Genomic DNA, 25,053 nt, shown 5'->3' with positions numbered 1-25,053 from the left:
ATCGCCCTGATCCGCAGATGGGGAGCGAGTTCTACCAGCGACTTGCCTGTTTTGCTAAATTAGAGGTTTGGCTGCAATACTAAGTTCAAAAATGCTTGCAGTGTTAACTTGTTCTTCTAATATTGAGAATTTTCTCGATGGAATATGCTCTATGATGACAAAATATTTTAACAGATTTGATGAAACGCCAACCGTCGCCACCAAGCGCGAAAGATGCACAGGATTTACAAAGGGTATTGAGGGCGATCGCAAATCGTTTTCCCTTCACAGGGCATCAACCAGAAATATCGCACTCGCCCACTGATTAAATCAATACAAACAAACGCAGATGGGAGTCATCTGCGTTAATCTGCGTTAATCTGCCTGCCGTTCAAAAAATCTTACTTCTCATTACTCCGAAATACCGACTTACCCTTCGCTTTCAGAGAATTAGCCGCATCTGCCAAAGTCTGCGCGAAAGGCTGCTGCGAGTGCATGAAAACGCGAGCGGTATTGCGTCCTGGCATACCCGAAATCGAGCCACCCGGATGCGTTCCCGCCCCCGTCAGAAACAAACCGTCGATCGGGGTTTTGTAATTCGCCAACTCCGGCAAAGGACGGAAAAATATCATCTGATCTAGCGTCATATCAACGTGATAATAATTTCCCTTCAAAGCGCCCAAACGCTCTCCCAATTCCGCCGGACTTTCCACGTGGCGGCCGATAATTGCATTTTTGATATTTGGCGCGTATTCGGCTAATTTATCAATGCAGCGATCGGCAACTTTGTTTTTGAGCTCATCCGTCCAACCCGTACCGTGCTGGCCGGTTCCTTCAGCATTTTCGATCATGTAAGGAGCAAAAAATTCAATCCAAGCCGTATGATGTCCGGGGGGAGCCATTGAGGGGTCTAGTACCGTCGGAAACACCACATACATTGATGGGTCTGAGTCGGGAATTCTGCCGATCGAAGGGTCGCTGTGAGCGATTTCAACGTGTCTCACCGAGTCTGCAATTAAAACCGAACCGATTAAATATTCGTCCCGATGATTCCAGCGCTCAAACTTGGGCATTTCATTGAGAGCTAAGTCTATTTTGAGAATAGTCTCGTTGTTGTTAACAATTTTGCGCTCCAATCTTTCCCGCAAATCCGGGTCAGCAGCATCGACATCGCTATCATCCATTAAATGCAAAAACAAGCGCTTAGCATCAATATTAGAAATGACACCTTTTGTAGCGCGGTATTCCGTGCCGTTGGCAACTCGAACTCCCACAGCGCGACCATCATCAACTAATATTTTCTCTACGTGCTGGTCGGTAAGTACCACACCCGAGTATTTTTTCACTACATTAAGCAGCGCTTGCACTAATGCACCCGTCCCTCCGCGCGGTCTTGCCATGCCGGGATTGTGTCTCATTGCCAGCATAATTGCGCCTACAGCAAGGGTTTTTTGCGAAGGAGGCGCGCCGAGTTCTGAGGCGAATCTTGCTAGGGGTGCTTTGATAAATTCCTCGTCAAACCACTCGTTGACAATGTCTTCAGCGCTGGTGAGCATCGTGCGAATAAAGTCCAGCGTTTTGTCGGGGGAACCGATGACTGACAATAAGTCTTTGATCTTGGAAATATCGTAGTTGCCCAGAATATCTATGATGGATTTTGGTGGCGCATTAAACATCGGAACCATTGCACCTAAAGCCCGCTGCCAAAAGTTTGTATATTCGGCATATTTTTTAGCATCGCGCTCGTTGTAGCGGGCAATTTCAGCACAAGTTTTTTCTACAGATTTGTGCGCTAAGAAATATTTGCCGTCAGGATGCGGACAAAAGGCAACTGGATCGCAGAAAAGATATTCTAAACCGTGTTTTTCCAGTTCTAATTCTTCTACAACTGGTCCTAAATGGATAAATTCGTGGTCGATCGCGCACATATTGAATTTAAAATCCGGCAATTCGGGAATCGCTGCTTCAGTAGTTGCCGCGCCCCCAGGAACCGAACGTTTTTCTAACAACAGGACAGTATATCCAGCTTTCAGTAGATAAGACGCACAGACCAGTCCGTTGTGACCGGCGCCTATGATAATGACATCATACGTTTGCATAGATGAAGCTCTAGGGATAGGATATTTTGCTTATTTTACAAATGTTAACAAGTTTGCCGTCTCTACCAATGGAAATAGATTAATTGTCAGTAAGCCGTTTTAACATCTTACAAAAGATGGAGCTTTGACAAAACGCTGTTGTGCGATCGCTTTTATTTCTTCTTAAACTTACAGAGCGAGGGCATTTCTAAAATCGCGCCAATATTGTACTATGTTTAGCCACATTTATCTGCCTACAATTAAAAAATCAAGCAAACAAGTAACAAGAAAAAAGAAAGAGGAAAGGGGGTATAGGGAATAGGTAATAGAAACAGTTTTGAGATGGCTTTTTTCCTTGCAACACTACGAGTGGAAGGAGTTAAACCCTAGGAAAATTACTTACTCCACACTCAAAACTGCTACTCAATTACCTATTAGTACATTGAGACATATTACTTGAGTTGCTGGAGCGCCGCCTCAGCTTTTTGTACACCATCATTGTTGCCTTGCTGGCGGTAAGTGTCGAGGGCTTGTTTAAAAGCTTCAATTGCTTCGGAGTTGCGATCGCGTGCTTGGAGTGCCGTACCCATATTGTAATAAGCTTCCGCCCGGTTTGGGTCAAGCTTAATCACTCGCCGAAAAGTGGTAATAGCTCCTGAAAAATCTTGTTTTTCCAGTTGAATTTTCCCAATTCCTGCGTGTGCTTCCACTAAATTTGGTCGCACCGCAATAGCCCGCTGATAAGCTATAAGCGCTCCGTCAAAATCCTTTTGTGTCTGGAGAAGTTCGCCAATTTCTAGCTGCACTTCTGGATTCCGGGGCTCCAATTTGGCAGCTTCTTCAAAAGCAGCTAGCCCTTCGGAAGTATAGCCGGCACGCAGCAAAGCAGTTCCTAATTTTAACTGGACACCGGCTTGTTTGGGAGCGAGTTCGGCTGCTTGTTGGAGCACGGTGACAGCACTGGCAAAATTTCCCTGTTGGATCAATACTAAACCCATTGAAGAATAAGCTTGCCAATTTTTCGGATCGAGGGCGATCGCCTCTTGATATGCTTTAAAAGAACCGCTGTAATCTTTTTGCTGAAAGAGTACCACTCCGAGACCGATCCGGGCATTGACATTTTTGCGATCGAGCACAGCGGCGCGGCGGTAAGCTGTGGCTGCTGCGGGATAGTTTTGCAAATTCGCCATAGCATATCCTAAGGCGTATTGGAAGTCCGCATTGTTCGGTTCGAGACCGATCGCTTGTTGGTAAAATTCTACTGAGGCTTGATAGTTGCCCTGACGCGCTTCTAAATAGCCAATACCAGAAAAAATGCGCGGATTTTCTGTATCTAAACGCGCCGCTTCCTGATAAATGGCGATCGCCTTACTGTAGTCTCCTAAATCTACAAACTCGCGCCCTTGTCGCAGCAGATCATCTAAATTTGAATCATTTTGAGGGTTGACTTGAACGAATGTTTCTGCTGAGAGCGCTATCTGCGGCGCTGCGACAGCGAATCCTGCTACTAGCAACGTACTGAATACCAAGAGACTTTGTTTGTACACGGCCATTTGTTTCAAAGAGTGTGTGGAGTGAAAGAGCGAGGGGCTGTCACCTTGTTAAGCTGACAGCTTAGGGTTTACCAGGAATTTTTGAGCGGCGAGATGTAGTAAATCTACAGAACAAGACCCACTCAAAATTTTCGCGACTGAGGCCAACTGATGATTGTAACAACAACTGATATCATCCAAGGAGCAGAAATTCAATCTTACCTGGGAATAGTAACTGCTGAGGTTGTCTACGGCACTAACGCCCTGCGAGATTTCTTCGCGGGCATTCGCGACATCATCGGCGGGCGCACCGGCAGTTACGAGGAAGTGTTTCTCAAAGGACAGCGAGATGCCCTCGCGGAACTGGAAAAACGGGCGCAGCGCCTGGGCGCCAATGCCGTAATCGGGGTGGAAGTGGACACCGGCACGATTAATGTAGACTCTAGCGGGGCTTTGCTGCTGATTACTGCCGTTGGAACGGCTGTAAGATTGCGTTAAGCTGTATTTTCTGTATACGTCCGCATTTCCTGTATACATCCGGGAACTTTTCTAACGGGATAAAATAGTCATAAGTCATCAGTCATCAGTCATTAGCTAATAGCGGGTGGCTGGGGGCGGATGACTTTTTCGTTTATTTCTTCAGACATAGATACTGGTTATTTCCCCAGGCAGATATAGTTTTTATCAATCTCAGCCACAATCAATGCTTAGGTGAAAGATTGTTAAAAATTAAAGCAACTCTAAGAGGAAAGAAAAACCTATGTCATACGTAAATAGACCTGTAGATAACGTTGGTACCGAACCCGTAGTTGTGAATTCCATGATGGAATACCACGATCGAGTACGTTGGGGTCCGATTTTTTCGGGTTTGGTAATTGCGATCGGCACACAACTGGTGTTAAGTGCATTGGGCGCTGCGATCGGGTTGAGCAGCATTGCTGGTTCAGGAGCTCCGCGCACTATTTCAGGAGACGTGGGTGCCGGCGTCGGAATTTGGTCAATTATCAGTTTGTTAATTAGCTTGGCCGTTGGCGGTTGGGTAACTGCTCGCGCTTGCGGCCCGATGAACCGCAACACAGCGCTTTTGAACGGAGCAATTTTGTGGGCAACTACCTTAACAATTGGCTCTTGGCTGTTAGCAAATGGCGTGGCCGGTACTTTTGGTGTCATCGCTGCGAATGCGGGAGAAGCTATTAATCAAGCGCAGCAAGGCGGGGTCGATTTGCCGAACCGAGCACCTAACGTATCTGCTCAGGATGCTCGCAATATTGCTGGTAATGCCGCGAAAGCTGGTTGGTCGTTTTTGTTCGGCTCACTATTGGGTTTAGTTGCTTCGATGGTAGGAGCATCTGCCGGCGCCCGCACTCCCCGGAATTACTCATAAAAGTTTCGTCAGACAAGGAAATTTCATATTCATGAAAGCACTTTTTTTAAGGTGCTTTTTTGTGGGTTTTTCCTTCTCAGGTTCTAACCGGAAATAAATTTCTGGAGGCTATGCCTCCAGGTTTTTAAGTTGAGGCATAGACTCTGGAACTGCGTTACCAGGCTCTGCCTGGTAACGAGTATAAGAACGATAAAAACGACAGAAAAAAGTGTGAGGCGCACCCTCTAAATTAAGCGCTGAAGTATTTGGCGGCTGGGTGATAGGTGATAATTGCGGTTGTTGATTGTTCGGGATAAAGTTGTTCGCTTTCATCCATGTAGAGGTTGATACGATCGCACTTTAACAATTCCAGTTGCTTGTACTGATCCGCCATATTCGGACAAGCAGGATAGCCAAAACTGTACCGCGAACCGCGATATCTTTGCGCTAGCATATCGCGAATGTTGTCCGGTTCCTCGCTACCAAATCCCAATTCCCGGCGAATTCGCGCGTGAGTCCATTCTGCTATTGCTTCCGCTGTCTGAACCGCTAACCCGTGAAAGTAGAGATAGTCGGTATATTGATGGTTAGCAAACAGCTTTTGCGCGTACTCTGTAGCAATTTCTCCCACTGTCGCTACTTGCATCGGAAATACATCGATTTTACCCGATTCTTTGGGGGCGAAGAAGTCGGCAATGCACAGCCGGCGCGCCGATTTTTGCCGGGGAAATGTGAATGTTGCAGCGGGTGTCGATACATTTTGCCCCCCATTCATAATTTCCGGGTCGTACAAATGCAGAGAATTTTCCTCAGCTTGACAGGGAAAATACCCGTAAATTGCTTGCGGCAGCAGTAAATTTTCGGTGATAATTTTGTGTTTCCACTCTTCCAATTTCGGATAAACTGTCTCAGCTAAGAAAGCGTCGTATTCTTCCCGCGATTGGTCTTTGGGCTTGCGGAACTGCCACTGACCGGCAACTAAGGCTTGCAAATCTAAGTGCCAGAAAATCTCCTCAAAGGGGATGTCTTCTCCCTGCAACAGTTTCGTTCCCCAGAAAGGAGGAGTCGGGCGATCGATATCTGCTGCAACTGCTTCTGACCGCCTGGTATCTATCACCACAGGAGTGTCTGCTTTCTTCGCATCTTCGACAGAAGTTTCGGGCGAAGTTTTAGCTTCTTTAACCGCCCCATTATCATCCTCTATTTCATCTAAAAATCCTTGCAAGTCTTCCCATTTACCAGCAGACTTTGCTGGCATGAGTTTGTCCATAAAGTGTAAGTCAGAAAACGCATCTTTGCCATAAACGACTTTACCTTTGTAGGTATTTTGACAGTCTTCATGTACAAACTTGGGAGTCAAAGCGGCGCCGCCCAAAATTACCGGAACGGTGATTCCTTTCTGGTTGAATACTTCCAGATTTTCTTTCATGAATGCGGTGGATTTTACCAGCAAGCCACTCATGGCGATACAGTCGGCTTTGTGCTTTTCGTAGGCTTCGATGATATTGTCAACCGACTGTTTAATTCCCAAGTTTATCACTCGGTAGCCGTTGTTTGATAAAATAATATCAACTAAGTTTTTGCCGATATCGTGAACGTCGCCTTTGACAGTAGCGATGATAAATGTTCCTTTGGCGTTGTCCCCAGATTCGGACTTTTCCATGTGCGGTTCTAAATAGGCAACTGCCGCTTTCATTGTTTCTGCTGACTGCAAAACAAAGGGCAGTTGCATTTGTCCAGAACCGAACAATTCTCCGACTACTTTCATCCCGTCTAACAGGAAAGTATTGATAATGTGGAGAGGCGGATAGGTTTCTAATGCTTTGGCGAGTTGGATATCGAGTCCAATGCGTTCGCCGTCGATGATGTGCTGCTTCAGGCGTTCTTCTACCGGCAGGCTTGCGTCTTCTGTACGATCGCGCTTTGTAGTTTTGCCCGCAAACACCGTTGTCAGGTCGCCCAGGGGGTCGTAAACACAAATTTCGCCGTCAAACTCCCGTTCGTCGTAAATCAGTTTACGGCAGATTTCTTGGTGTTTGGGGTCGATTTTGGCGAGGGGCAAAATCTTATTAGCGCTGACAATTGCCGAGTCCATCCCGGCTTGCATCGCTTCGTGCAAAAACATGGAGTTCAAGACTTGCCGCGCCGCCGGATTCAAGCCGAAGGAAATGTTAGAAACTCCTAAGATGACGTGACAACCGGGCAATTCTTGGCGAATGCGGCGGATGGAATCGATGGTGGCTTTGCCGTTTTTTCTGTCTTCTTCAATCCCGGTGGAAATGGGCAAAGCTAGGGTGTCAAAAAAGATTTCCTCGGCGGGAATTCCGTAGGCGACGGCGGCGTTATATGCGCGCTGGGCGATCTCAAATTTTTTGTCTGCGGTTCTCGCCATTCCATCTTCGTCAATTGTACCGATAACTATGCCCGCGCCGTATTTTTTTGCCAACTCCAAAACTTGATAAAAACGCGGTTCTCCGTCTTCGTAGTTAGTTGAATTCAGCAAACATTTGCCGCCCGCAACTTTTAAGCCTGCTTCCATCTTTTCCCATTCGGTGGAATCCAGCATTAAAGGGAGAGTTGCATTAGTCACAACGCGGGAGACTAACTCTTTCATGTCTCGCACGCCGTCCCGGCCGACATAATCAACGTTGACATCGAGAATGTGCGCGCCTTCTCGCACTTGTTCCCTGGCCATTGCTACTAAACCGTCCCAGTCTTCGGCGTTTAGCAAATCGCGGCATTTTTTGGAACCGCTGGCGTTGAGTCTTTCGCCGACAATTAAGAAGGAATTCTCTTGTTCGTAGGGTTGGGCGGTGTAAATTGAAGCGGCGGATGGTTCCCAAGTAATTTCGCGGATTTTGGGTTTAAGAGTTTTGCCAATTTCTGATAGTTCGCGGATGTGATCGTAGCGGGTGCCGCAGCAGCCGCCGATGACTTGCACGCCTAAGTCTTCGACAAAGCGCATCAATGCCATTTTTAATTCTATTGGCGTGAGTTTGTAGTGCGCGTGGCCGCCGATGTTTTCTGGTAAACCAGCGTTGGGAACGCAGGAAACGACGAAGGGCGAATGTTCGGAAAGGTATTTGACGTGTTCGGCCATGCGATCGGGCCCGGTGGCGCAGTTCAGGCCTAAAATGTCGATCGGGTACGGCTGCAAAATGGCTAGGGCGGCGCTGATATCGGAACCGACTAACATTGTGCCGGTGGCTTCCATTGTGACTGATACCATTAACGGAATCCGCGCACCTTTTTTCTTAAATACTTCTTCAATGGCATTTAATGCTGATTTAATTTGCAGCACATCTTGACAAGTTTCGACAATAAATAAGTCAACGCCGCCGTCATAAAGTCCTTCTGCTTGTTCGGTAAAAGCGGCGGTGAGAGTGTCGAAATCGATGTGTCCTAATGTTGGCAATTTGGTGCCTGGCCCGATCGATCCTGCGACAAATCGAGGTTTTTCGGGCGTCGAAAATTCGGCGGCGATACCCTTGGCGAGTTCGGCGGCAGTTTTGTTGAGATAATATGCTTTGTCTGCTAAATCGTATTCGGCAAGAACGATGGAAGCGCAGCCAAAGGTGTCTGTTTCGATGACATCGGCCCCTGCTTCGAGGAATCCCCGGTGCACGTTGGCGACGGCTTCCGGTTTCGTGTGGACGAGATATTCGTTACAGCCTTCGTATTCTTTGCCGCCAAAGTCTTCTGCGGTGAGGTTTTGGACTTGCAGGTTAGTTCCCATCGCGCCGTCGAAGACGATGACGGGGCGTGAGGGGTGGTGGAGGCGATCGAGGAATCTGCTATTCATAAGCGGTCAAAAAAAACGCAGGTGCTATATATTTACAATTTTATCTATTGTGCAATATTGTCAACAATTATGTGACTGTTGGCAAATGGCTAATTACTGAAGGATTTAATGCTGCTGACAATAGTTCGATCGTACCTGTAATTTTACCGATCGCCCTGGATTCTTGTCAAAATTCTGTTGGGGGCGAGGCTGCGGCAGCAAAACGGGCGAGTTGTGAGGGATTTTTTCGCTTAACTGTTGAGGAATTTGGGGAAAATGCGATCGCCACAATTAAACGAGTCATATAGCAATCCTTGCAGGAGTCGTAAATTTTACCCTACTCCAACCCTCCCCGAACCCGCTTGCTCTGGAGTAAAAAATTCACAAATGATGCGAGGATTGCTATATAACTAAAGCATTAAGATTTCTTTCTCATCCTTTTGTTGGAAGCTCTTTTAGGCAGCCGCTTAATTTCACTTTCGCCTCCTTGAAATTCTACTTTTTCGATATTTTCTTCTACTTCTTCTCTAATTTCCAAATCCACAATGTCAACATCGCCACCGCTGATTTCTTTCTCTTCCTCAATATCCTCCGAATTCTGTTGATTTGCGATTAACTGCCCCCCTAAACCAGAAGCTTGAACAAACAATTCTTCGAGTTTTTCATTAATTTCAACTTCTCCAATCCGATGCTCAATTTCCGCCGCCACTAAATTTTCCTCAGTAGCAGGAAAGTTATCAATTTCTTGACTAATTTCAGTTTCTCTAATTTCCTTTTCTACTAGCTGCATTGATAACTGCTGCTTTTCCGTTGATAATTCCTCAACCTTAGTCACAAGCATTCTAATTTGTTCGTTGAGAACGCGAATTTCTCGGTTTTGCTGCTGAATCATTTCTTCGGCAGCAGCAAGAGTTCGATTTCTCTCTAATATCACCTCATTTTTAGTTTCTAATTCCAAAGCGCTCATTGCTGCTTTAATTACATTATAAAAATGCGGTTTAGATACATCAACTTGTTTAGCATTATGGCGGCTTTTCCCCAAAAGTCCAATTTTTTCTCCTTGCTTAACAGCCAAAACAAAACCTTGATGATTTTTTATTTTTAATTCTTTAACAAACTCTACTTGAACTAAACTGCAAATATATTTGTGACAGTCAAAATAAAATTCTGCTTTCATCAAAAAGCACCCCTTTCTGCTACAGTCCCGCAGAATTATAGCATGAACAACGTTAAAACTCGAAGAAAGTTTATAAAAATAGGGTGGGGGCGGAGGGCTGTACCCTATTTTATAAATGTATGCGATGTCAAGAGTTGTTCAGGACTTATGCGAAAAATCGTTTGACGCGCTACTTCTAGCAGTAATAGGCGCCTTGTTCCCCTAAAAAATTAGGTTTTGCGGGTAGGAATTTAAATATTTTGGGTTAGCCAAATTCGCCAACTGCGACATATTTGATAAATTAATTGTTTTTTTTGCTGACATAGGCGATTTCCGATCCGTGACGATAATAAGCTGTTTCTAAATCAACTATTTCCTGTTTAACTTGAGGCTCTAATTCAAACAAGCTTAGCTGAATTGGCTCATTATTTTTTTTGCCTTTGTTAAACTTGCTCAAAAGTCTTTCTTCTAAATGCTGGTGCGATTCTAAATTGCCATCTGACAGGATATGATTAATCTGCAAGTTAAAATTTTTCAAATTGTGGCAGACTAAAATAGTGCGATGACAAGTAATCGGGTCTTTTTCCGCACACATTAAACTGATTTTATAATTGGCTGCGTTTTTGAGCAAGCGCTGAATTCCTTGGGAGAATAGAGGAGTTGCTGCTATGCGATCGTATAAAGCTTTACCGCTAGTATCGTAACAGCTTAAATCTTCTGGTCTCGCGCCCAACTCTTTGCCTAAAAAAACATATTGAATGCCGACACTTGACAAAGAAGCTTTAATTTCAGATTTATTAAAATGAGGTAAATAGCGGCTAAAAGGATGCGATCGCACGTCCGCAACCGCCGTAATTCCGTGTTGTTCCAGCAGCAAAACAAACGCTTCAATACTCAGATTGGAGTGTCCGATCGTAAATAATTCCATTGCTTCGATCTTACTATTCAGTCCGCCTGCGCGAAAGAGAGTTTTTGCAGCCAGATGGTTTCAAACTGTAGACTTCAACCTGTAGGTTTTTTCACCAACTTTTGAATCACAAGTTGCAAAGCCAGCAGCATCAAACCCAAAGATGCAAAAGCAAAAACACCCGCACCCAAAGCCACAATCCCCATAACTAAAGTTCGCACAGCCGCGCCAATATTAATCGCAGTCACATTGTCAGAATGAATAGGCGAATTGGCAAAAGTTTGGACGATCGACAAAGTTAGCGCGTACAAAGCCGCCGCAAACCCGCCTGCGATCAGCGAACCCATCACGCACCGCAAAATCGTCGGCGGCGTGGAAGATGCAGAGGTTGCATCTTCAGCCGAACTCAGAGGTTTAGAAGTAGAATTTGGATTAGTTAAATCAGTCATGGCGATTTTAGATTTTAGATTTTAGATTTTAGATTTCTGGTTAATTCACCAAAACTAAAATCGGTCTTGCATGACATATTATCAGTTCTTCGATCTCAATAGAGTCTACGAAAAGTTAGATTAATCTTGACCCTCGCCTGTTAGACCGGTTTAACGGGCGATGGCGATCGCACTCTCTTCGAGTTAAACCCTCGAAATCGGCGGTTTCGTCTCGTTTCCCTCCGAAAAAATCTGAATCCCAGTATTGCTAAACTGTGCTACCCAAAAATCCAAATCTGGAGAAGCGATCGCACTTTTAACCCGTTCTAAAACTTGCTGAGCCTGCTCTGAAGACTCGGCCAGCGCAAACACAGTGGGCCCGGAACCCGACATCATCGTTCCCAAAGCCCCCGCCGACTCAAAAGCCTGCCGCAACTGCAACACCTGCGGGTACACGGGCAAAGCAACTTTTTCTAAATCGTTGTGTAGCAATTGACCAATTTTCGATCGATCTTTTTGGGCGATCGCCCCCACCATCGGGCCCGAATGCAACCGTTGCCGGCGGCACTCCAAATCTTCCGCTGCACAATAGGAACTACTGAACTGCTGGCGATAAGTTTGATACGCCCATGCGGTAGAAATACTGAGGTTACGGTACTTGGCTAACACCACATAAAAGCCCCCCAAATCAGGCAGCGGTGAGAGTTTATCTCCGCCACCAGTTGCCAAAGCCGTACCTCCAGCAATGCAAAAAGGCACATCCGAACCCAAAGTTCCCCCCAACTCTTGCAACTCCGACTGAGTAAGTCCCAATTGCCACAGCAAATCCATCCCGACTAAAACCGCAGCCGCATTGGCCGAACCGCCGGCAAGCCCCGCCGCCACTGGAATCTGCTTGTGAATGGCAATCTCGACTCCGCCGTATTTCGCCAAAGCATCGGGGAATTGCTTCGCCAACAAATCCGCCGCCCGATAGGCCAGGTTATTCTTATCAGGAGGGACTTGTGGGTGATCGCAGCGCACGCGAATCGTGTCCGTACCGATCGCGCGCAAGTCAATTCGATCGGCTAAATCTATGCTTTGAAGTACCATCGCCAGTTCGTGATATCCGTCGGGGCGATCGCCTATGATTTCCAAATACAGATTGATTTTTGCTGAAGCTAGCAGAGAATATGAACGCATAGGTGATTAAGCCGCAGGTGAAAGAAACCCCTGGTTGAAATTAATTGACACCAGTCAGAGTCCATTTTCTCACAACTCAAAGGAAATATTATGCAGGAAATGTGGAAAACTTTTTTTAGTTCCGGGTCATTTATTCCTCACGGTCACTGCTATCTCTGGCAGACCCCGTTAGTCTGGCTTCACCTGGCCTCAGATTCGCTCATTGCACTAGCGTATTTCTCTATCCCGATTACCCTGATTTATTTTATTTCCAAACGCGAAGATTTGCCCTTTGACTGGATTTTTACCATGTTTGGAGGCTTTATCGTCGCCTGTGGCATCACTCACATATTTGAAGTCTGGACGCTTTGGCATCCTACCTATTGGCTTTCAGGAACAATGAAAGCAATTACTGCCCTTATTTCCTTTGCTACAGCCATACTTTTGGTAGACTTAATGCCTCAAGCCATAGCACTTCCCAGTCCCGCACAGTTAGAATCCGCCAACCGACTCCTAGAAGCTGAAATTGCCGATCGCCAATTAGCCGAAGCTGCACTACAAAAAGTCAAAGAAGAATTAGAAATTCGAGTTGAGGAACGCACCGCAGAGTTAAAGTCTCAAACTCAACATTTAGAATTGGCAAACCGACTTTTAGGAGCGGAAATTGTCGAGCGCCAATTAGCAGAAGCTGCACTACAAAAAGCTAAAGAAGAATTAGAAATTCGAGTTGAGGAACGCACCGCAGAGTTAAAGTCCCAAACTCAACAGCTAGAAGAAGCCTTGTCTGAATTGAAGCAGGCTCAATCTAACCTAATTCACAGCGAAAAAATGTCCTCTTTAGGGCAATTGGTCGCTGGGGTTGCTCATGAAATCAACAATCCGATTAACTTTATTTATGGCAATATTACTCACACCCGCCAGTATGCCAATAGTTTGCTAGAACTGGTGAATCTATATCAAGAGCAGTATCCGAATCCCCTACCCATAGTTCAAGAAAAAATATATTCTGTAGATTTAGATTTTATCATTTCTGACCTGCCAAAAATATTAACTTCGATGAAAAACGGCGCCGAGCGAATTTTTGGTATTGTCAAGTCGCTGCGAATTTTTTCTCGCCATGACGAAGCAGAAATGAAAGTAGCCGACATTCATGAAGGAATGGACAGCACACTGATGATTTTGCAAAGCCGATTGAATGCTAAGCCCGGTTTGGCGAATATTCAAGTTATCAAAGAATATGGAAATTTACCCCGAATAGAGTGCTACCCCGGACAGCTAAATCAAGTGTTTATGAATATCTTGGCTAATGCTATTGATGCTTTAGAAGATGACAGCCACAGCGAGTCGATTGCAGTCAATGAAGCTAATTGCCACCTCATCAAAATTTCTACTAAACTTTTAGACAGTGAAGTGGTAGAAATCCGAATTAGCAACAACGGGCCAGAAATAACCGAATCGGTGAGAAACCAGTTATTTAATCCATTTTTTACCACTAAACCAGTAGGTAAAGGCACGGGATTGGGTTTATCAATTGGCTATCAAATTATCACAGTAAGACATAAAGGCGAATTGCAGTGTATTTCTGCACCGGGGAAAGGTGCGGAATTTATTATTAAAATTCCGATTAGCCTGCAATAAACCTTTAAGAATCGTCAGAAAACCTAAATTCAACTGTTAGTAGTCACTGCGAAAAGTCCTGATTTAAAAAAATACCCAGGTATCCGAATTATTTAAGAATTCTGGTATCTAACACAATCCTGAACCTCAAACATCGCCCATAATATTATTACTCAAACTGACCCATTGAGCCACGCTTAAATCTTCAGCGCGAGATTGAGGATTTATCTGTAACTTTTCTAACACTTGAACGAGTTTATCTAAATCCACAGCCCCTTTCAAATTATTTCGCAGCATCTTGCGCTTGCTACCAAATCCCAACTTCACTAAATTCTCCAAATAGCGCGGATTAACCGCCGCAGTTTCTATCTGTCTGGGAAGCAGCCGCACCACAGCGGAATCGACTTTTGGCGGCGGAAAAAAGTCTTTAGACGGCACATCACAAATTAACTCGCATTCTGCTAAATACTGCACCCGCACCGACAGCGCGCCAAAAGCTGTCGAACCCGGTTTAGCGTAAAGCCTTTGGGCCACTTCTTTCTGCACTAACAGCACGATGGAATCGAAGGGTTTAGCAGCAGGAACAGATATCGTTCCCAGCAGTTTTTGCAGGATCGGGCCGGTGATGTTATAAGGAATATTGGCAACAACTTTATTGGGATTTTGGAATTTGGGAAAAGCCGTTAATTCAGCCTCTAAGTCCATTTCCAAAAAGTCGCCTTGCAGCAGTAAAAAATTGTCGGTTTTGCCGAGTTGTTTGGCTAGCTTGAGACACAAATCTCGATCGATCTCCACAGCAACAACAGACTCAGCCGCAGGCAGCAAACGCCGAGTCAAAATCCCCGTGCCCGGCCCAATTTCCAGGACGCGATCGCGGTCCAAAGAAGCCGCTTTCACAATCTTATCTAAGGCTTTCTCGCTTTTGAGCCAATGTTGAGCAAACTGTTTTCGGGGTCTGGTCGATCGCATTTTTTGAATTTTTGGAGAAATCTTAGCCTGTCATTCTATCACAGCTCAATATATCTTCCCAACCTACGGTGATGTTTATTTTTGTTAACAGGGGTTGAATTAACCAAAAAACTTGGGCACTATAATAAGGACAAACAATAAAAAATAAATTTATTTCTTCCCAATTACCAACAGCACAACACGTAAGTCACGGAGACACGGATAGCTGTTTTTCCAAATAACCAATAACAAATAACCAATAACAAATAACCAACAACCAATTACCACTTCCCCAAAAATGAAATTCCAACGAGTATTTGGTACATTACCCAAAACCACAGCCAGCGCCCCCGGCAGAGTAAACCTGCTGGGCGAACACACAGACTACAACGATGGATTTGTACTTCCAACAGCGATTCCCCAGCGCACCACAGTACAAATCGGCTTCAGCAGTGACGAGCGACACCATTTTTATTCAGCAGAATATGACGAACTCATAAATTATTCAGACGACGATACCATACCCCAAAAATTCGTCAGTTATATCTGTGGCTGCCTGAAACTTTTAGAAAAAGAAGGATACAAAATACCGCCAATAAATCTCTACATTACCTCGACTGTGCCGATCGGAGCCGGTTTGTCCAGTAGCGCCGCTTTAGAAATAGCAACCCTCAGAGGACTGCGCGCGCTGCTGAACCTCCCCCTAGACGACGTGCGGCTAGCTCAAATCGGACAGCAAGTCGAAATCCGATATGCTGGCTTGAACTGCGGCATCATGGATCAAATGGCGTCGAGTTTAGCAGACACCCACACCATGCTATTGATCGACACCCGCAGCCTCGAATGTCGCCCGATACCTTTTCCCACAAACACAGAAATTTTAATAATTGACAGCGGCGAAAGCCACCAACTAGCAGCAGGAAGCGGCTACAACCAGCGACGCGCCGAGTGTGAGGAATCCGCGCGGATATTGGGAGTTAAAGCTCTTAGGGATATCGCCGATCCCCAAGCAGTGGAAGTATTGCCGGAGCCCCTCAGAAGGCGAGCGCGCCACGTCGTTACCGAAAACAACCGCGTGCTCGAAGCGCTAAAATCAGTGCCAGCAAAACGTTTTGGCGAGTTAATGAATGCTTCTCATGCCAGTCAGCGCGACGACTACGAAGTTTCGGTGCCTGCAGTAGACACGCTGGCGGCAATCTTGCAGTCAATTCCCGGAGTCTTCGGCGCAAGGCTGACGGGCGGAGGTTTTGGCGGTGCTTGCGTAGCCTTGGTGGAGAGTGGGAAAGCGGATGTTATCGCATCAGAAGCGATCGATCGCTACCAGCGCGCAGGTTATAGCGGCCGCGTTTTGGTTCCCGAAGTTAAAGTTAATTCTTAACTCCAGAACTATCTCCCGACAGGGAAGGCCAGCGCACAGTCACGATCACCGAATCCTCCTCGGCAGACCAATAATGAGGCACTCCCGGTAGCCAGAGAGCATAATCTCCTTCGCGAGAAAGCAAGATTTCTTGCTCTGGAAATTGCAGGCGAAACCGCCCTTTTACCAGGATAGAAAGCGTCGTGGCTGCCGCATTTACCGCCCACTGAGTCCTACAATCTCCGGCGGGGTGAGTGCCCCATTTTACTTCTAAAACAGAAGTCGATCGCGGGTCCTCTTCAGGCGTCATAAAATGACCCGCAAACCAACCGCCCCGACTTGCACCTTCAGCGCCCGCATTTCCGAAAATCACTTGAGATGACATCAGCTAATCAGGTAAACAACAAAGATGGTTAGATCTGACATCTTGCACCATTTTCAATAACCTTTTTAGGGGCGGGCAGGATGCCCACCCCACAAGAAATTCACTCTTTGTGGAACAGGCCGGAAAGCCTGTTCTTGAGAATAGTGCTCTGGGCGTGAGTTAAATCGGGGGAGTAATTTAACTTATTACTTGCGGCCCGAAGGTTGACCTTCCGTAGTCGCTATTTCGCCAGCTTCCATCAACTGCTTAAAGCGACGTAAATCATTGGCAATTTGCTGTTCGGGAGCTTCGCCAAATAGTTTAGCAGCGCCAGCACCAATTGCACCGCCCGGAGGGTTGTATTCGATGACAACTTTTACCTCTGTACCTCGTCCCGCTGCTGCCGGTTGAAAGCGCACAAAACCAGAATTGTCAACATCAGCTCCTTCCACAGACGCCCAAGCAATTAAGCGATTTTCTTCTTCGCGGACAATCTCTGCATCCCATTCCACACTATTGCCCATCGGCGCGCTGGCAATCCAGTGAGAACGTGTTTCATCTATTACCGTAACGTGTTTGAGATGCTTCATAAACCGAGGCAAATTTTCAAAATTGCGCCATAAACGGTACAATTCATCAGTCGGTTTGTTTATCGTCACCGTCTTTTCAACTTTAATGCTTTGATTCGGATCGGCAGCAGACTGCAAACCCTCCACAACCCCCAGACCGCGCGCCGCTAAACCGCCGCCCGCAACCGCCAGCAAAGCACCTCGCAAAGAACGCTGCGATAAACCAAAAAGCACCAGCGCGCCCCCACCAATTAAAGATGCCCAGCGTTCGGTATCGCCGCTGTTACTTTGGTTTTGTTTGTCGGAATTTGTCATTGAAGTAGATTCCATGGGTTTAAACCTGGTAAATTAATAGCGAAAAATAGCAGCTACAGGTGCCTCCTCCGGCACTTTTTCTGGCGGCACCGCGTAAACAGTTCCGCCGTTGAGAATAGTTTGAATTGCTGCGGCATTCAACAAATCTTCGTCGCCCAGTTCTGCCTCGGGGTGGATTTGCACCGAGTTCGTCTCGGGATTAAAACTACCCCACTGCTGAACGCCAAGAGCAACAAAAAGTCGATCGACTCGTCCAAAATAAGCAGCGGAAACAGCTTCTTTCAAATCAGCAGAAATTTTATCGCTTCCTGTCAGATCGTGGTATTGTGCGATCGCTTCCGACTGAGCCTGCAAAAACAAAGGTTCCACCAGCGGCAAAGCTTGGGCCCGCAACTCTTCCGGCTTGAGCAGTTTCGGATTGCCTGTAATTCCTTCTTCAACTAAATGCGCGTAGGTATTTGCTTCTCGGTAAAGCGGGAACAAATACTCAACTCCAGCTAACACTAAAGGAGCTTTTTTATTGTGCAAATATTCGTGCAGCGCCCCATCGATTATGTGGAAATACTGCAATATTTCGTGCTGGCGCTCATCTTGATCAGGACTTCCTTGACCGTGAAAACTTCCCGGCTGCTGAAAAGAATTATTAGTGCCTCCTTTTGAAGTAGCAATCCGAAACTGACCATCTTTAGCTGTCGGGTCATATTGCAGAGCCTCCTCAAGACTTTTCGGCAAGTTTTCAACTTCAACTTCCCGAGCACTGTAAGCCGTACACTCAATCAGCCTCACTTCCTTTTGACTGAGAGCTAAAACATAAAATAAATTATCTCCTGTCAGCAAAGGCATCAGCGGTTTGACGTGAAAATTGTCGCTCACAACCACTAATTCATCAAAATTCACCGGACAGGTATAGTAGCGGAAAAATCCCGAACCGACAAAAATCGCTAGCAGGTTGCTTTGATTTTCCCAAAATTTTTCCTGGTCAATTTCTGCTCGGACTGGCTCTAGCAATTGGGCAGCTTCTTTTTTGTCAAATCCGTACTCTACAATTTTGTCTTCAGCCTCTCTGATTAAATTTTTGAACCGAATCGGATTTTGTTGAATTTCTGTTCCTTGAGCGACGGGCATATAAATAGAGACGCACAATCCAGGAGATTGTTGTACCAGCGCTTTGAGTTCCTCTACAGATATTAAGTTCACCGCTGAAACTCCTTTTCTAATAAAGGGTGGTGTAATGAAAACAACCGATTTTTTAAAATGTATCTCCCCTAGCGCGGCTCCTGCGTCTGCCTAAAGTAATGATCGCCTGCTGTAGAGCCTTTCATCCCCGAACTAAAACGGGGTTTGCAGCCGCTGTTCCTATCGAACTGCTTATCACCTAAGATAGACGGCGCTAACTCGGCCGCTACTTTACCATAATTTAGTTTAGTCGGGTTCCGCTACTCGTTAGATCTGATGAAAACAAAAATGTTTCTGGGGTTGCTGTGGGCAACATTTATTGCCTACACCTTGCTGCTAGCTCCTCTCGATCGGCCCGGAACGCTAACAGTTATGGAAAAAATGCTCACATTCCAGCTAGAAGGAATTAACCCCTACCTTGTAACGGTATTCGCTCTCATGGGAGTGTGGCCGATGGTCTACGCTTGCCTCCTATTCATTGATGAGAAAACCCAAAATATATCCGCTTGGCCTGCTTTCATTGCTTCCAACGGCGCCGGCATCATCGGCTTAATTCCCTACTTACTCCTCCGCCAGCCCCAGCCACAATTTTCCGGCCGCAAAGATATGTTGATCAAAATATCAGACTCCCGCTGGACAGGGATTGTACTTTTACTCACTACGATCTGGCTGTTAGCTTGGGCTTGGTTAAATGGAGATTGGGGAGATTATGTCAGGCAGTGGCAATCAATTCCTTTTGTACATTTAATAACTTGGGATTGTTGCTTCATGGCTGTAATATTTCCCTCACTTTTGGGAGACGACATGGCACGCCGCGGACTCGCGGACGATCGCATTTTTTGGGCAGTGTCTCTAGTTCCGCTGTTAGGGCCGCTAACTTATCTTTGTCTGCGCCCCCCTCTGCCAGAATCTGCAACTGAAATCTGCACTTTCCCACTGACAGCCCGAAATTCAAACATTGAAAAATTTGGTAGTGTTCAAGATGTAATGAATATTCAAGCCGCAACGGGATTAACAAACGCTCAAAAAGCGACATTGAGAGGGTTAGCGGCGATCGCGTAGTCTGGGTGTACCGTGGAGAAAGATTTTAATTGTCGTGAAAATCTCGATCGACACTTATGAGGTGACTCTATGGAGCCAAATGATACATCGGCCCGCTACGACCGAATTGCCCAATGGTGGCAAACTGAGCATCAAGATTCAACCTACGGGATTGCCCAATTAGAACGGGCGATCGAATTTACTTCTAAGCAGCACGCAGCACTTGATGTCGGGTGTGGAAGCAGCGGACGTTTTATTAACACTTTATCCAAGCATGGATTCCAACCTGAAGGACTTGATATTTCTAGGGAAATGATCGATTTAGCCCAGCAGCTACATCCAGAAATCACGTTTTACCGGGAAGACATTTGTGATTGGCTGCCGCCGAAACTGTATAGTCTGATTGCAGCGTGGGATAGCACGTTTCATCTGCCAATCAACAAGCAAGCGCCTGTGATACAAAAGCTATGCGATGCGCTGGAACCCAATGGAGTGCTCGTGTTCACTTGTGGTGGCGGACATACAATCCGCGAGGTTTCGGGAGCATTTCAAGGTCAAGACTTTGATTACAGCACTTTGGGTGTAGATACTTTCCTGCAAATTCTGGTTGAGCATCATTGCACCTGCCGCCATCTCGAATATGACCAGTATCCTGAAAATCATGTTTATATCATTGCCCAAAAGATCTAATCTATCATTCGCACCATTAAAGTGTGGGATGTCGCAACTGGTGGCTGTAACCGGACGCTGATGGGCGCTCGGCTGTATGAAGGTATGAATATTCAAGGGGCAACGGGATTGAGGAATGCTCAGAAATCGACCTTGAAAGCGTTAGGGGCGTTGGTGTAACGTGTGCCGAGATTAGGGCGATCGCGTTAAGCTGTTCTATATTTAAACTGTGTGTCAAAAATCAATAAAACTCTTGTGGGACGGGCTTCTAGCCTGTCCCGAATTTCTAATTTAAATGCGTAACAGCTTAACTCACCGCTTAACTTGCGGATCTTGAGTGGTGAAATTTGGTAAGATTTTGCAAACTGAGTTCATGTCGCAACAGCTTACGCCATAATAAGCCATTTAGAGGAAATAGACGTTTCGCTTTTAATAAGGAAGCACATTTAATTGGTAAAACTCAAGGCTTTCTGATTCTTGACTCCCTTCTGCAATGCCTCATTCACCCATAATCCAAATACGAGAAATACCTGATGTCTACATTCAAATACAACCGTCTAGACCAGAATAATGCTGCGGTTTTGCTGGTTGATCACCAAACTGGACTGTTCTCACTTGTGCGTGATATTGGTGCCGCCGACTTCAAAAATAATGTGCTGGCGCTGGCAAGTGCAGCCAAATTTTTCAACCTGCCTACAATTTTGACAACTAGCTTTGAGCAAGGCCCCAATGGAGTCATCATCCCTGAACTGAAGGAGAAGTTTCCAGATGCTCCCTTTATTCCGCGTCCCGGACAAATCAACGCTTGGGACAACGAGGACTTTGTTAAAGCAGTAGAAGCAACAGGCAAGAAGCAATTGATCATTGCCGGAATTGTTACTGATGTATGTGTTACTTTTTGTGCGCTTTCGGCATTAGAGGCAGGTTATGAGGTTTTTGTTGTCACCGATGCCTCTGGAACCTTCGATGAAGCCTGTCGCTATGCAGCTTGGGATCGAATGTCTCGTGCTGGAGTTCAGTTGGTCAATTGGTTTAGCGTGGTGTGTGAATTGCACCGTGACTGGCGCAACGATATTGAAGGACTGGGTAGTCTCTTAGCACAGTTTATTCCTGACTACAAAAACCTGATGACCAGCTATGCAGCAAACGCAAATGCTGGATATGCCAATAAGTAGTGAGAAAGCGCCTACTTTATTTAGCTCCTGTGTAACTGAGTTAATATTGTCATCGTTAGGTTATGAATTTTAGGTGGAACGTAGCGGTGACAACTACTTGGTTGTAAGTCACGTAGAGGGTGTTTTTAATAGCTCTTGTCAAGAATTGTAAGTCTTTTTCTAGTCATTTCATTTCAAGCCAAACCCTCTCGCTCGCATTCGTTAATCTCCCTTGTGTTTCAAGACGTGCTGCCCAAAATTGCCGAGCAATTTGGTGTCTATAGGGTGGTTGTTCTCAATAAAACTTTTCTCTCAGTTAATACTCTAAATTCTATGTTGGAAGAACCGTTGGCGAGCAATAGCAGTGAAGACAACTATCTAGTCACCACTGTGATCTCTCATGTAGTGAAACCGGGGCGCGACCAAGGTTACGAAGCATGGTTTCATGGCATCGCGGCAGATGCACGAAAATTCAAGGGACATCTGGGTGTCAGCACTATTCGACCCCAGAATCACGCTCATCCTGAGTACGTGGTCATTCTCAAGTTCGATTGCTACGACAATCTCAAGGCCTGGCTTGAATCTGATGTTCGGCGAGAGTGGATTGAGCGATTGCAGCCATTGATTGAAAGGCCAGAAAATCTTCAAACCCTGACCGGATTGGAAACCTGGTTTACGCTGCCCAATAAATCGATGAAGGCTCCACCCCCTCGCTACAAAATGGCCTTAGTTACATGGTTGGGAGTGTTTGTTACCATTTCTATTCTCAATCGTTTGCTGGTACCGCTACTATCAGGGCTTCCTGCCTTGCTCACATCTCTGATGATCACAGGTCTGACTGTTATCCTGCTCACCTATTTGATCATGCCGCGTTTAACACAATTATTTCGCAAATGGCTATATCCCATTCCGTAAAGTAAACAAACAAAACCCGCTAGATGCGGGCTGAATTTTAAGAATGGCAATTTAACTCACTACTAGGGCTTAGGCAGAAACCGGGTTATTTAGCGAAATAGTGGATTTGAGACTTTAATAGTGGTGAAAAACCCGGTTTCTTTGGTATTTATGCGTAAGTCTTAACTAAATCACAACTGCACTAATCAAAGTTTGCACATTTTGTACAACAGCAGCAGTCAAATTATGAGTCACAGGCAAACTGTCAACCACTATTCCGGCGCACAATAGCATCAGGTACAGAATAGAGTATTTAAAGAGCGATCGCGCCACAATCTTATCCTCTGGAGTCTGCAACAGCAACCAAGCTTTTTGGGCAAAAATACCACCGAGGAAAATAGCTGTTCCCGCATACACCGCGCCCGCTAAATGCAGGGGATAAACTAGCAGCAAAGTTGCAGGAATCATCAATAGCGTGTAAATCCAAATTTGGCGGGCTGTCTCTGCGTCGCCCTCAATTACGGGTAACATCGGCACGCCTACTTCCTTGTATTCGTCGCGAATCATCATTGCTAACGCCCAAAAATGCGGCGGTGTCCACAGGAATATAATCCCAAACAGCAGCCACGCACCCCAACTCAAATCTCCCGTAACCGCAGCCCACCCAACTAGCGGGGGAATCGCGCCTGCTGCACCGCCGATGACGATGTTTTGCACGCTGTGGCGCTTCAGCCAGTGGGTGTAAATTAGGACGTAAAAAACGATGCCTGACATTGCTAGCAATGCCGCTAATAAGTTGGCAACAACTGTGAGCAGTGTAAAGGATATTGTAGCTAGGGCGATCGCAAATATCAAAGCATCCCGCTTCTTGACACGCCCGGAAGGAATCGGCCGCCACCGGGTGCGCTCCATAATATAATCGATGTCACTGTCGTAGACACAATTAATCGTATTCGCCGACGCAGAAGCTAAAGCGCCTCCGGTAATAGTTGATACCAGCAATAGTGGATCTACTTCTCCTTTGGCCGCCATCCACATTCCTGCTGAGGTAGTGATTAGCAGCAGTAAAATAATTCTGGGTTTGGTTAGTTGATAGTAACTTTTCACGACTTGCGAAAAGTTTTCGTGGAGGCGGGGCCTGTCGTTGGTAAGGATTTCTTGCATCGGTTGTAAGCTGTTAGTAATTATTTGCGAATTCGTCATTAGTCATTAGGTTGGAGTGGCGGGTTTTAGGATAAATATCTGCTGTAGGTACAAGGATTAATAAACCCGCCGCCTCTTACTTTAGTCTTATCTCTCAAGCTGATAAAACTCGATCGCGCCAAGCTAAAACACTAAAAGCTATCAGGGTTCCCAGCAAAGCAGCACCGACTGCTTGGTGGGCGACTGTCAGCGGTTCTACCTGAAGGTGCAGCCGGAAAGTTGCTAATCCCAGAACTAATTGAGCAATGAGGCAAACACTTGCCCAATTAGCCAGTTTTCGCAAATTTGGACTCAGTGCAGGCTGCCGCCAAGCCATGACTGCTACGGCTAAAGTCGCTGCTGTAGCTGGTACGATACCCGCGATGTGGCTGTTCATTACCGAACACAATTCTGAGGAGTCCAAACATTGGTGCAGAGCCCATCTAGAGCCTACTAATGCTCCTAGCAAACTTTGCAGGTAAACTAACAATGCTGCGATCGAACTTACCCAAGCCAATTTGCCGACATTTCCTGTAGCTTCGTAGGGAGTCAGCATGAAACCGATGACTAGCAGGGCGCCAAAAAATAGTAAAGCTGTTCCCAAGTGAGCAGTAACGATGTCAAATCTCAGCAGTTGTGTTACTGTCAAGCCGCCCAATACGCCTTGAAAAACGATTAAAAATAGTGCTCCGGCGCTCGCCCAAGGCAGCCATTTTGGCAGGCGGCTGCGGTAAAACAAAGATAGTCCTAAAAGTGCGATCGCGCTTAAGCCAATTGCCGCGGCGTCCAACCTGTGAAACCATTCCAGAAATACTTGCAAATTCATTTGCGCTGCGGGTATTAATTGACCGTAGCACAGCGGCCAGTCGGGGCAAGCGAGCCCCGCATTCATGACTCGCGTGGCGCTGCCTACAGCCATTAACAGCCAGGTTGCGATCGCAATTTTCCACACTAGGCCGCGGATAATATCTTTTGGCTGCCACTGCACTCCTGCTGCTGCGTTTGGCTGATTTAAAACTGAGTTTGCCATGGAATTTACCTTAGCCTTTGTTATCGATCGAACTTAATTAAATATCGAGGTTTTGCTTTGGCTGAGCTTAGCCTAGCTTAACACTCTTTTTCTCTGACCAACCGTCATTTTTACTACCTTAGCGACACTTTTATCCAATTAGTTTGTCTTTATAATTTTTTCAACTTTCTTCTTTATATTACAAAAGATGTCCTTTATTTTGTCAAACTTAAAAAAACTTTAATCTTTCCCTGCTCCGGGATCATTTAAAACTCCCCCACTGTCTAGGGTGGGCGAAAAAATAAAGATATAATTAAGAAAAATAATTTATTAAATACTTGTGATATGAACCGCTCAAAAAGGTTTACAAAAA

General features: G+C 45.9%; 22 protein-coding genes. 9 read left to right on the top strand and 13 right to left on the bottom strand.

All coding sequences use genetic code 11. The features are described 5' to 3' along the window. Positions 1-380: 380 nt before the first annotated feature. Complete coding sequence (crtO, locus tag QUA42_RS00265) at positions 381-2,078, bottom strand: beta-carotene ketolase CrtO (protein ID WP_333134078.1); 1,698 nt, start codon at positions 2,076-2,078, stop codon at positions 381-383. Positions 2,079-2,509: 431 nt separating this feature from the next. Further along, positions 2,510-3,610, bottom strand: a complete 1,101-nt coding sequence (locus tag QUA42_RS00260; RefSeq protein WP_333134076.1) for a tetratricopeptide repeat protein — start codon at positions 3,608-3,610, stop codon at positions 2,510-2,512. A gap of 150 nt (positions 3,611-3,760) precedes the next feature. Between QUA42_RS00260 and QUA42_RS00255 the strand changes: the two genes are divergently transcribed. Both QUA42_RS00255 and QUA42_RS00250 read left to right on the top strand, forming a co-directional pair. Next, positions 3,761-4,087, top strand: coding sequence for a YbjQ family protein (locus QUA42_RS00255; RefSeq protein ID WP_172184303.1), 327 nt, complete (start codon positions 3,761-3,763; stop codon positions 4,085-4,087). A gap of 262 nt (positions 4,088-4,349) precedes the next feature. Beyond that, complete coding sequence (locus QUA42_RS00250; RefSeq protein WP_333134074.1) at positions 4,350-4,973, top strand: hypothetical protein; 624 nt, start codon at positions 4,350-4,352, stop codon at positions 4,971-4,973. Between the two features lie 229 nt (positions 4,974-5,202). Here QUA42_RS00250 and metH read toward each other — a convergent pair whose 3' ends face one another. Beyond that, entirely contained in the window at positions 5,203-8,754 is a 3,552-nt protein-coding gene (gene metH / locus QUA42_RS00245) for a methionine synthase (protein WP_333134072.1), read from the bottom strand. 47 nt (positions 8,755-8,801) lie between these two features. On the opposite strand from metH, the gene QUA42_RS00240 reads away from it, so the two are divergent. After that, on the top strand, positions 8,802-9,041 hold the full coding sequence (locus tag QUA42_RS00240) for a hypothetical protein (protein WP_333134070.1): 240 nt from the start codon (positions 8,802-8,804) through the stop codon (positions 9,039-9,041). Between the two features lie 110 nt (positions 9,042-9,151). On the opposite strand, the gene QUA42_RS00235 is transcribed toward QUA42_RS00240, so the two are convergent. The 4 genes from QUA42_RS00235 to ispE all read right to left on the bottom strand — a co-directional run bounded on the left by QUA42_RS00235 (position 9,152) and on the right by ispE (position 12,406). After that, entirely contained in the window at positions 9,152-9,910 is a 759-nt protein-coding gene (locus QUA42_RS00235) for a hypothetical protein (protein ID WP_333134068.1), read from the bottom strand. 280 nt (positions 9,911-10,190) lie between these two features. After that, positions 10,191-10,817, bottom strand: coding sequence for a DUF488 domain-containing protein (locus tag QUA42_RS00230; protein ID WP_333134067.1), 627 nt, complete (start codon positions 10,815-10,817; stop codon positions 10,191-10,193). A gap of 74 nt (positions 10,818-10,891) precedes the next feature. Next, positions 10,892-11,245 (bottom strand): DUF3082 domain-containing protein, encoded by a 354-nt coding sequence (locus QUA42_RS00225; RefSeq protein ID WP_333134065.1) that lies wholly within the window; start codon positions 11,243-11,245, stop codon positions 10,892-10,894. Between the two features lie 183 nt (positions 11,246-11,428). After that, entirely contained in the window at positions 11,429-12,406 is a 978-nt protein-coding gene (gene ispE, locus QUA42_RS00220; protein ID WP_333134063.1) for a 4-(cytidine 5'-diphospho)-2-C-methyl-D-erythritol kinase, read from the bottom strand. 90 nt (positions 12,407-12,496) lie between these two features. On the opposite strand from ispE, the gene QUA42_RS00215 reads away from it, so the two are divergent. After that, on the top strand, positions 12,497-14,023 hold the full coding sequence (locus QUA42_RS00215; RefSeq protein ID WP_333134061.1) for an ATP-binding protein: 1,527 nt from the start codon (positions 12,497-12,499) through the stop codon (positions 14,021-14,023). 126 nt (positions 14,024-14,149) lie between these two features. On the opposite strand, the gene rsmA is transcribed toward QUA42_RS00215, so the two are convergent. Next, positions 14,150-14,971, bottom strand: coding sequence for a 16S rRNA (adenine(1518)-N(6)/adenine(1519)-N(6))-dimethyltransferase RsmA (gene rsmA / locus QUA42_RS00210; protein WP_333134059.1), 822 nt, complete (start codon positions 14,969-14,971; stop codon positions 14,150-14,152). A gap of 277 nt (positions 14,972-15,248) precedes the next feature. Here rsmA and galK point away from each other — a divergent pair, with 277 nt between their 5' ends. Then, positions 15,249-16,328 carry a galactokinase gene (gene galK / locus QUA42_RS00205; RefSeq protein ID WP_333134057.1) on the top strand — a complete coding sequence of 360 codons (1,080 nt, stop codon included), beginning with the start codon at positions 15,249-15,251 and terminating at the stop codon, positions 16,326-16,328. Here galK and QUA42_RS00200 read toward each other — a convergent pair. The 3 genes from QUA42_RS00200 to QUA42_RS00190 form a co-directional block, all read right to left on the bottom strand. After that, on the bottom strand, positions 16,318-16,692 hold the full coding sequence (locus tag QUA42_RS00200) for a signal peptidase I (RefSeq protein WP_333134055.1): 375 nt from the start codon (positions 16,690-16,692) through the stop codon (positions 16,318-16,320). The genes galK and QUA42_RS00200 overlap by 11 nt on opposite strands. Positions 16,693-16,877: 185 nt before the next feature. After that, a complete protein-coding gene (locus QUA42_RS00195; protein ID WP_333134053.1) occupies positions 16,878-17,570 on the bottom strand; it encodes an SRPBCC family protein in 693 nt (230 codons plus the stop codon). 18 nt (positions 17,571-17,588) lie between these two features. Beyond that, positions 17,589-18,752, bottom strand: coding sequence for a baeRF3 domain-containing protein (locus QUA42_RS00190; protein ID WP_333134051.1), 1,164 nt, complete (start codon positions 18,750-18,752; stop codon positions 17,589-17,591). Between the two features lie 255 nt (positions 18,753-19,007). Here QUA42_RS00190 and QUA42_RS00185 point away from each other — a divergent pair, with 255 nt between their 5' ends. The 4 genes from QUA42_RS00185 (at position 19,008) to QUA42_RS00170 (ending at position 22,510) form a co-directional block, all read left to right on the top strand. Beyond that, positions 19,008-19,793: a DUF2834 domain-containing protein gene (locus QUA42_RS00185; RefSeq protein WP_333134049.1), complete on the top strand. Its 786-nt coding sequence runs from the start codon at positions 19,008-19,010 to the stop codon at positions 19,791-19,793. A 69-nt stretch (positions 19,794-19,862) separates the two neighbouring features. Continuing rightward, positions 19,863-20,462: a class I SAM-dependent methyltransferase gene (locus QUA42_RS00180; protein ID WP_333134047.1), complete on the top strand. Its 600-nt coding sequence runs from the start codon at positions 19,863-19,865 to the stop codon at positions 20,460-20,462. 512 nt (positions 20,463-20,974) lie between these two features. Continuing rightward, entirely contained in the window at positions 20,975-21,616 is a 642-nt protein-coding gene (gene ycaC, locus QUA42_RS00175; RefSeq protein WP_333134045.1) for an isochorismate family cysteine hydrolase YcaC, read from the top strand. A 312-nt stretch (positions 21,617-21,928) separates the two neighbouring features. Then, positions 21,929-22,510, top strand: coding sequence for an antibiotic biosynthesis monooxygenase (locus QUA42_RS00170; protein WP_333134043.1), 582 nt, complete (start codon positions 21,929-21,931; stop codon positions 22,508-22,510). 165 nt (positions 22,511-22,675) lie between these two features. Here the strand turns inward: QUA42_RS00170 and QUA42_RS00165 are convergent, their stop codons facing one another. Beyond that, a complete protein-coding gene (locus QUA42_RS00165) occupies positions 22,676-23,653 on the bottom strand; it encodes a heme o synthase (protein ID WP_333134478.1) in 978 nt (325 codons plus the stop codon). 133 nt (positions 23,654-23,786) lie between these two features. Further along, a complete protein-coding gene (locus QUA42_RS00160) occupies positions 23,787-24,701 on the bottom strand; it encodes a heme A synthase (RefSeq protein ID WP_333134041.1) in 915 nt (304 codons plus the stop codon). Positions 24,702-25,053 lie beyond the last annotated feature (352 nt).

This window comes from Microcoleus sp. Pol11C2 (assembly GCF_036701505.1).
In the GTDB taxonomy this organism is placed as follows: domain Bacteria; phylum Cyanobacteriota; class Cyanobacteriia; order Cyanobacteriales; family Microcoleaceae; genus Microcoleus.
Note: the sequence above shows the minus strand (reverse complement) of the source record. Positions and strands in the feature narration are given on the sequence as shown.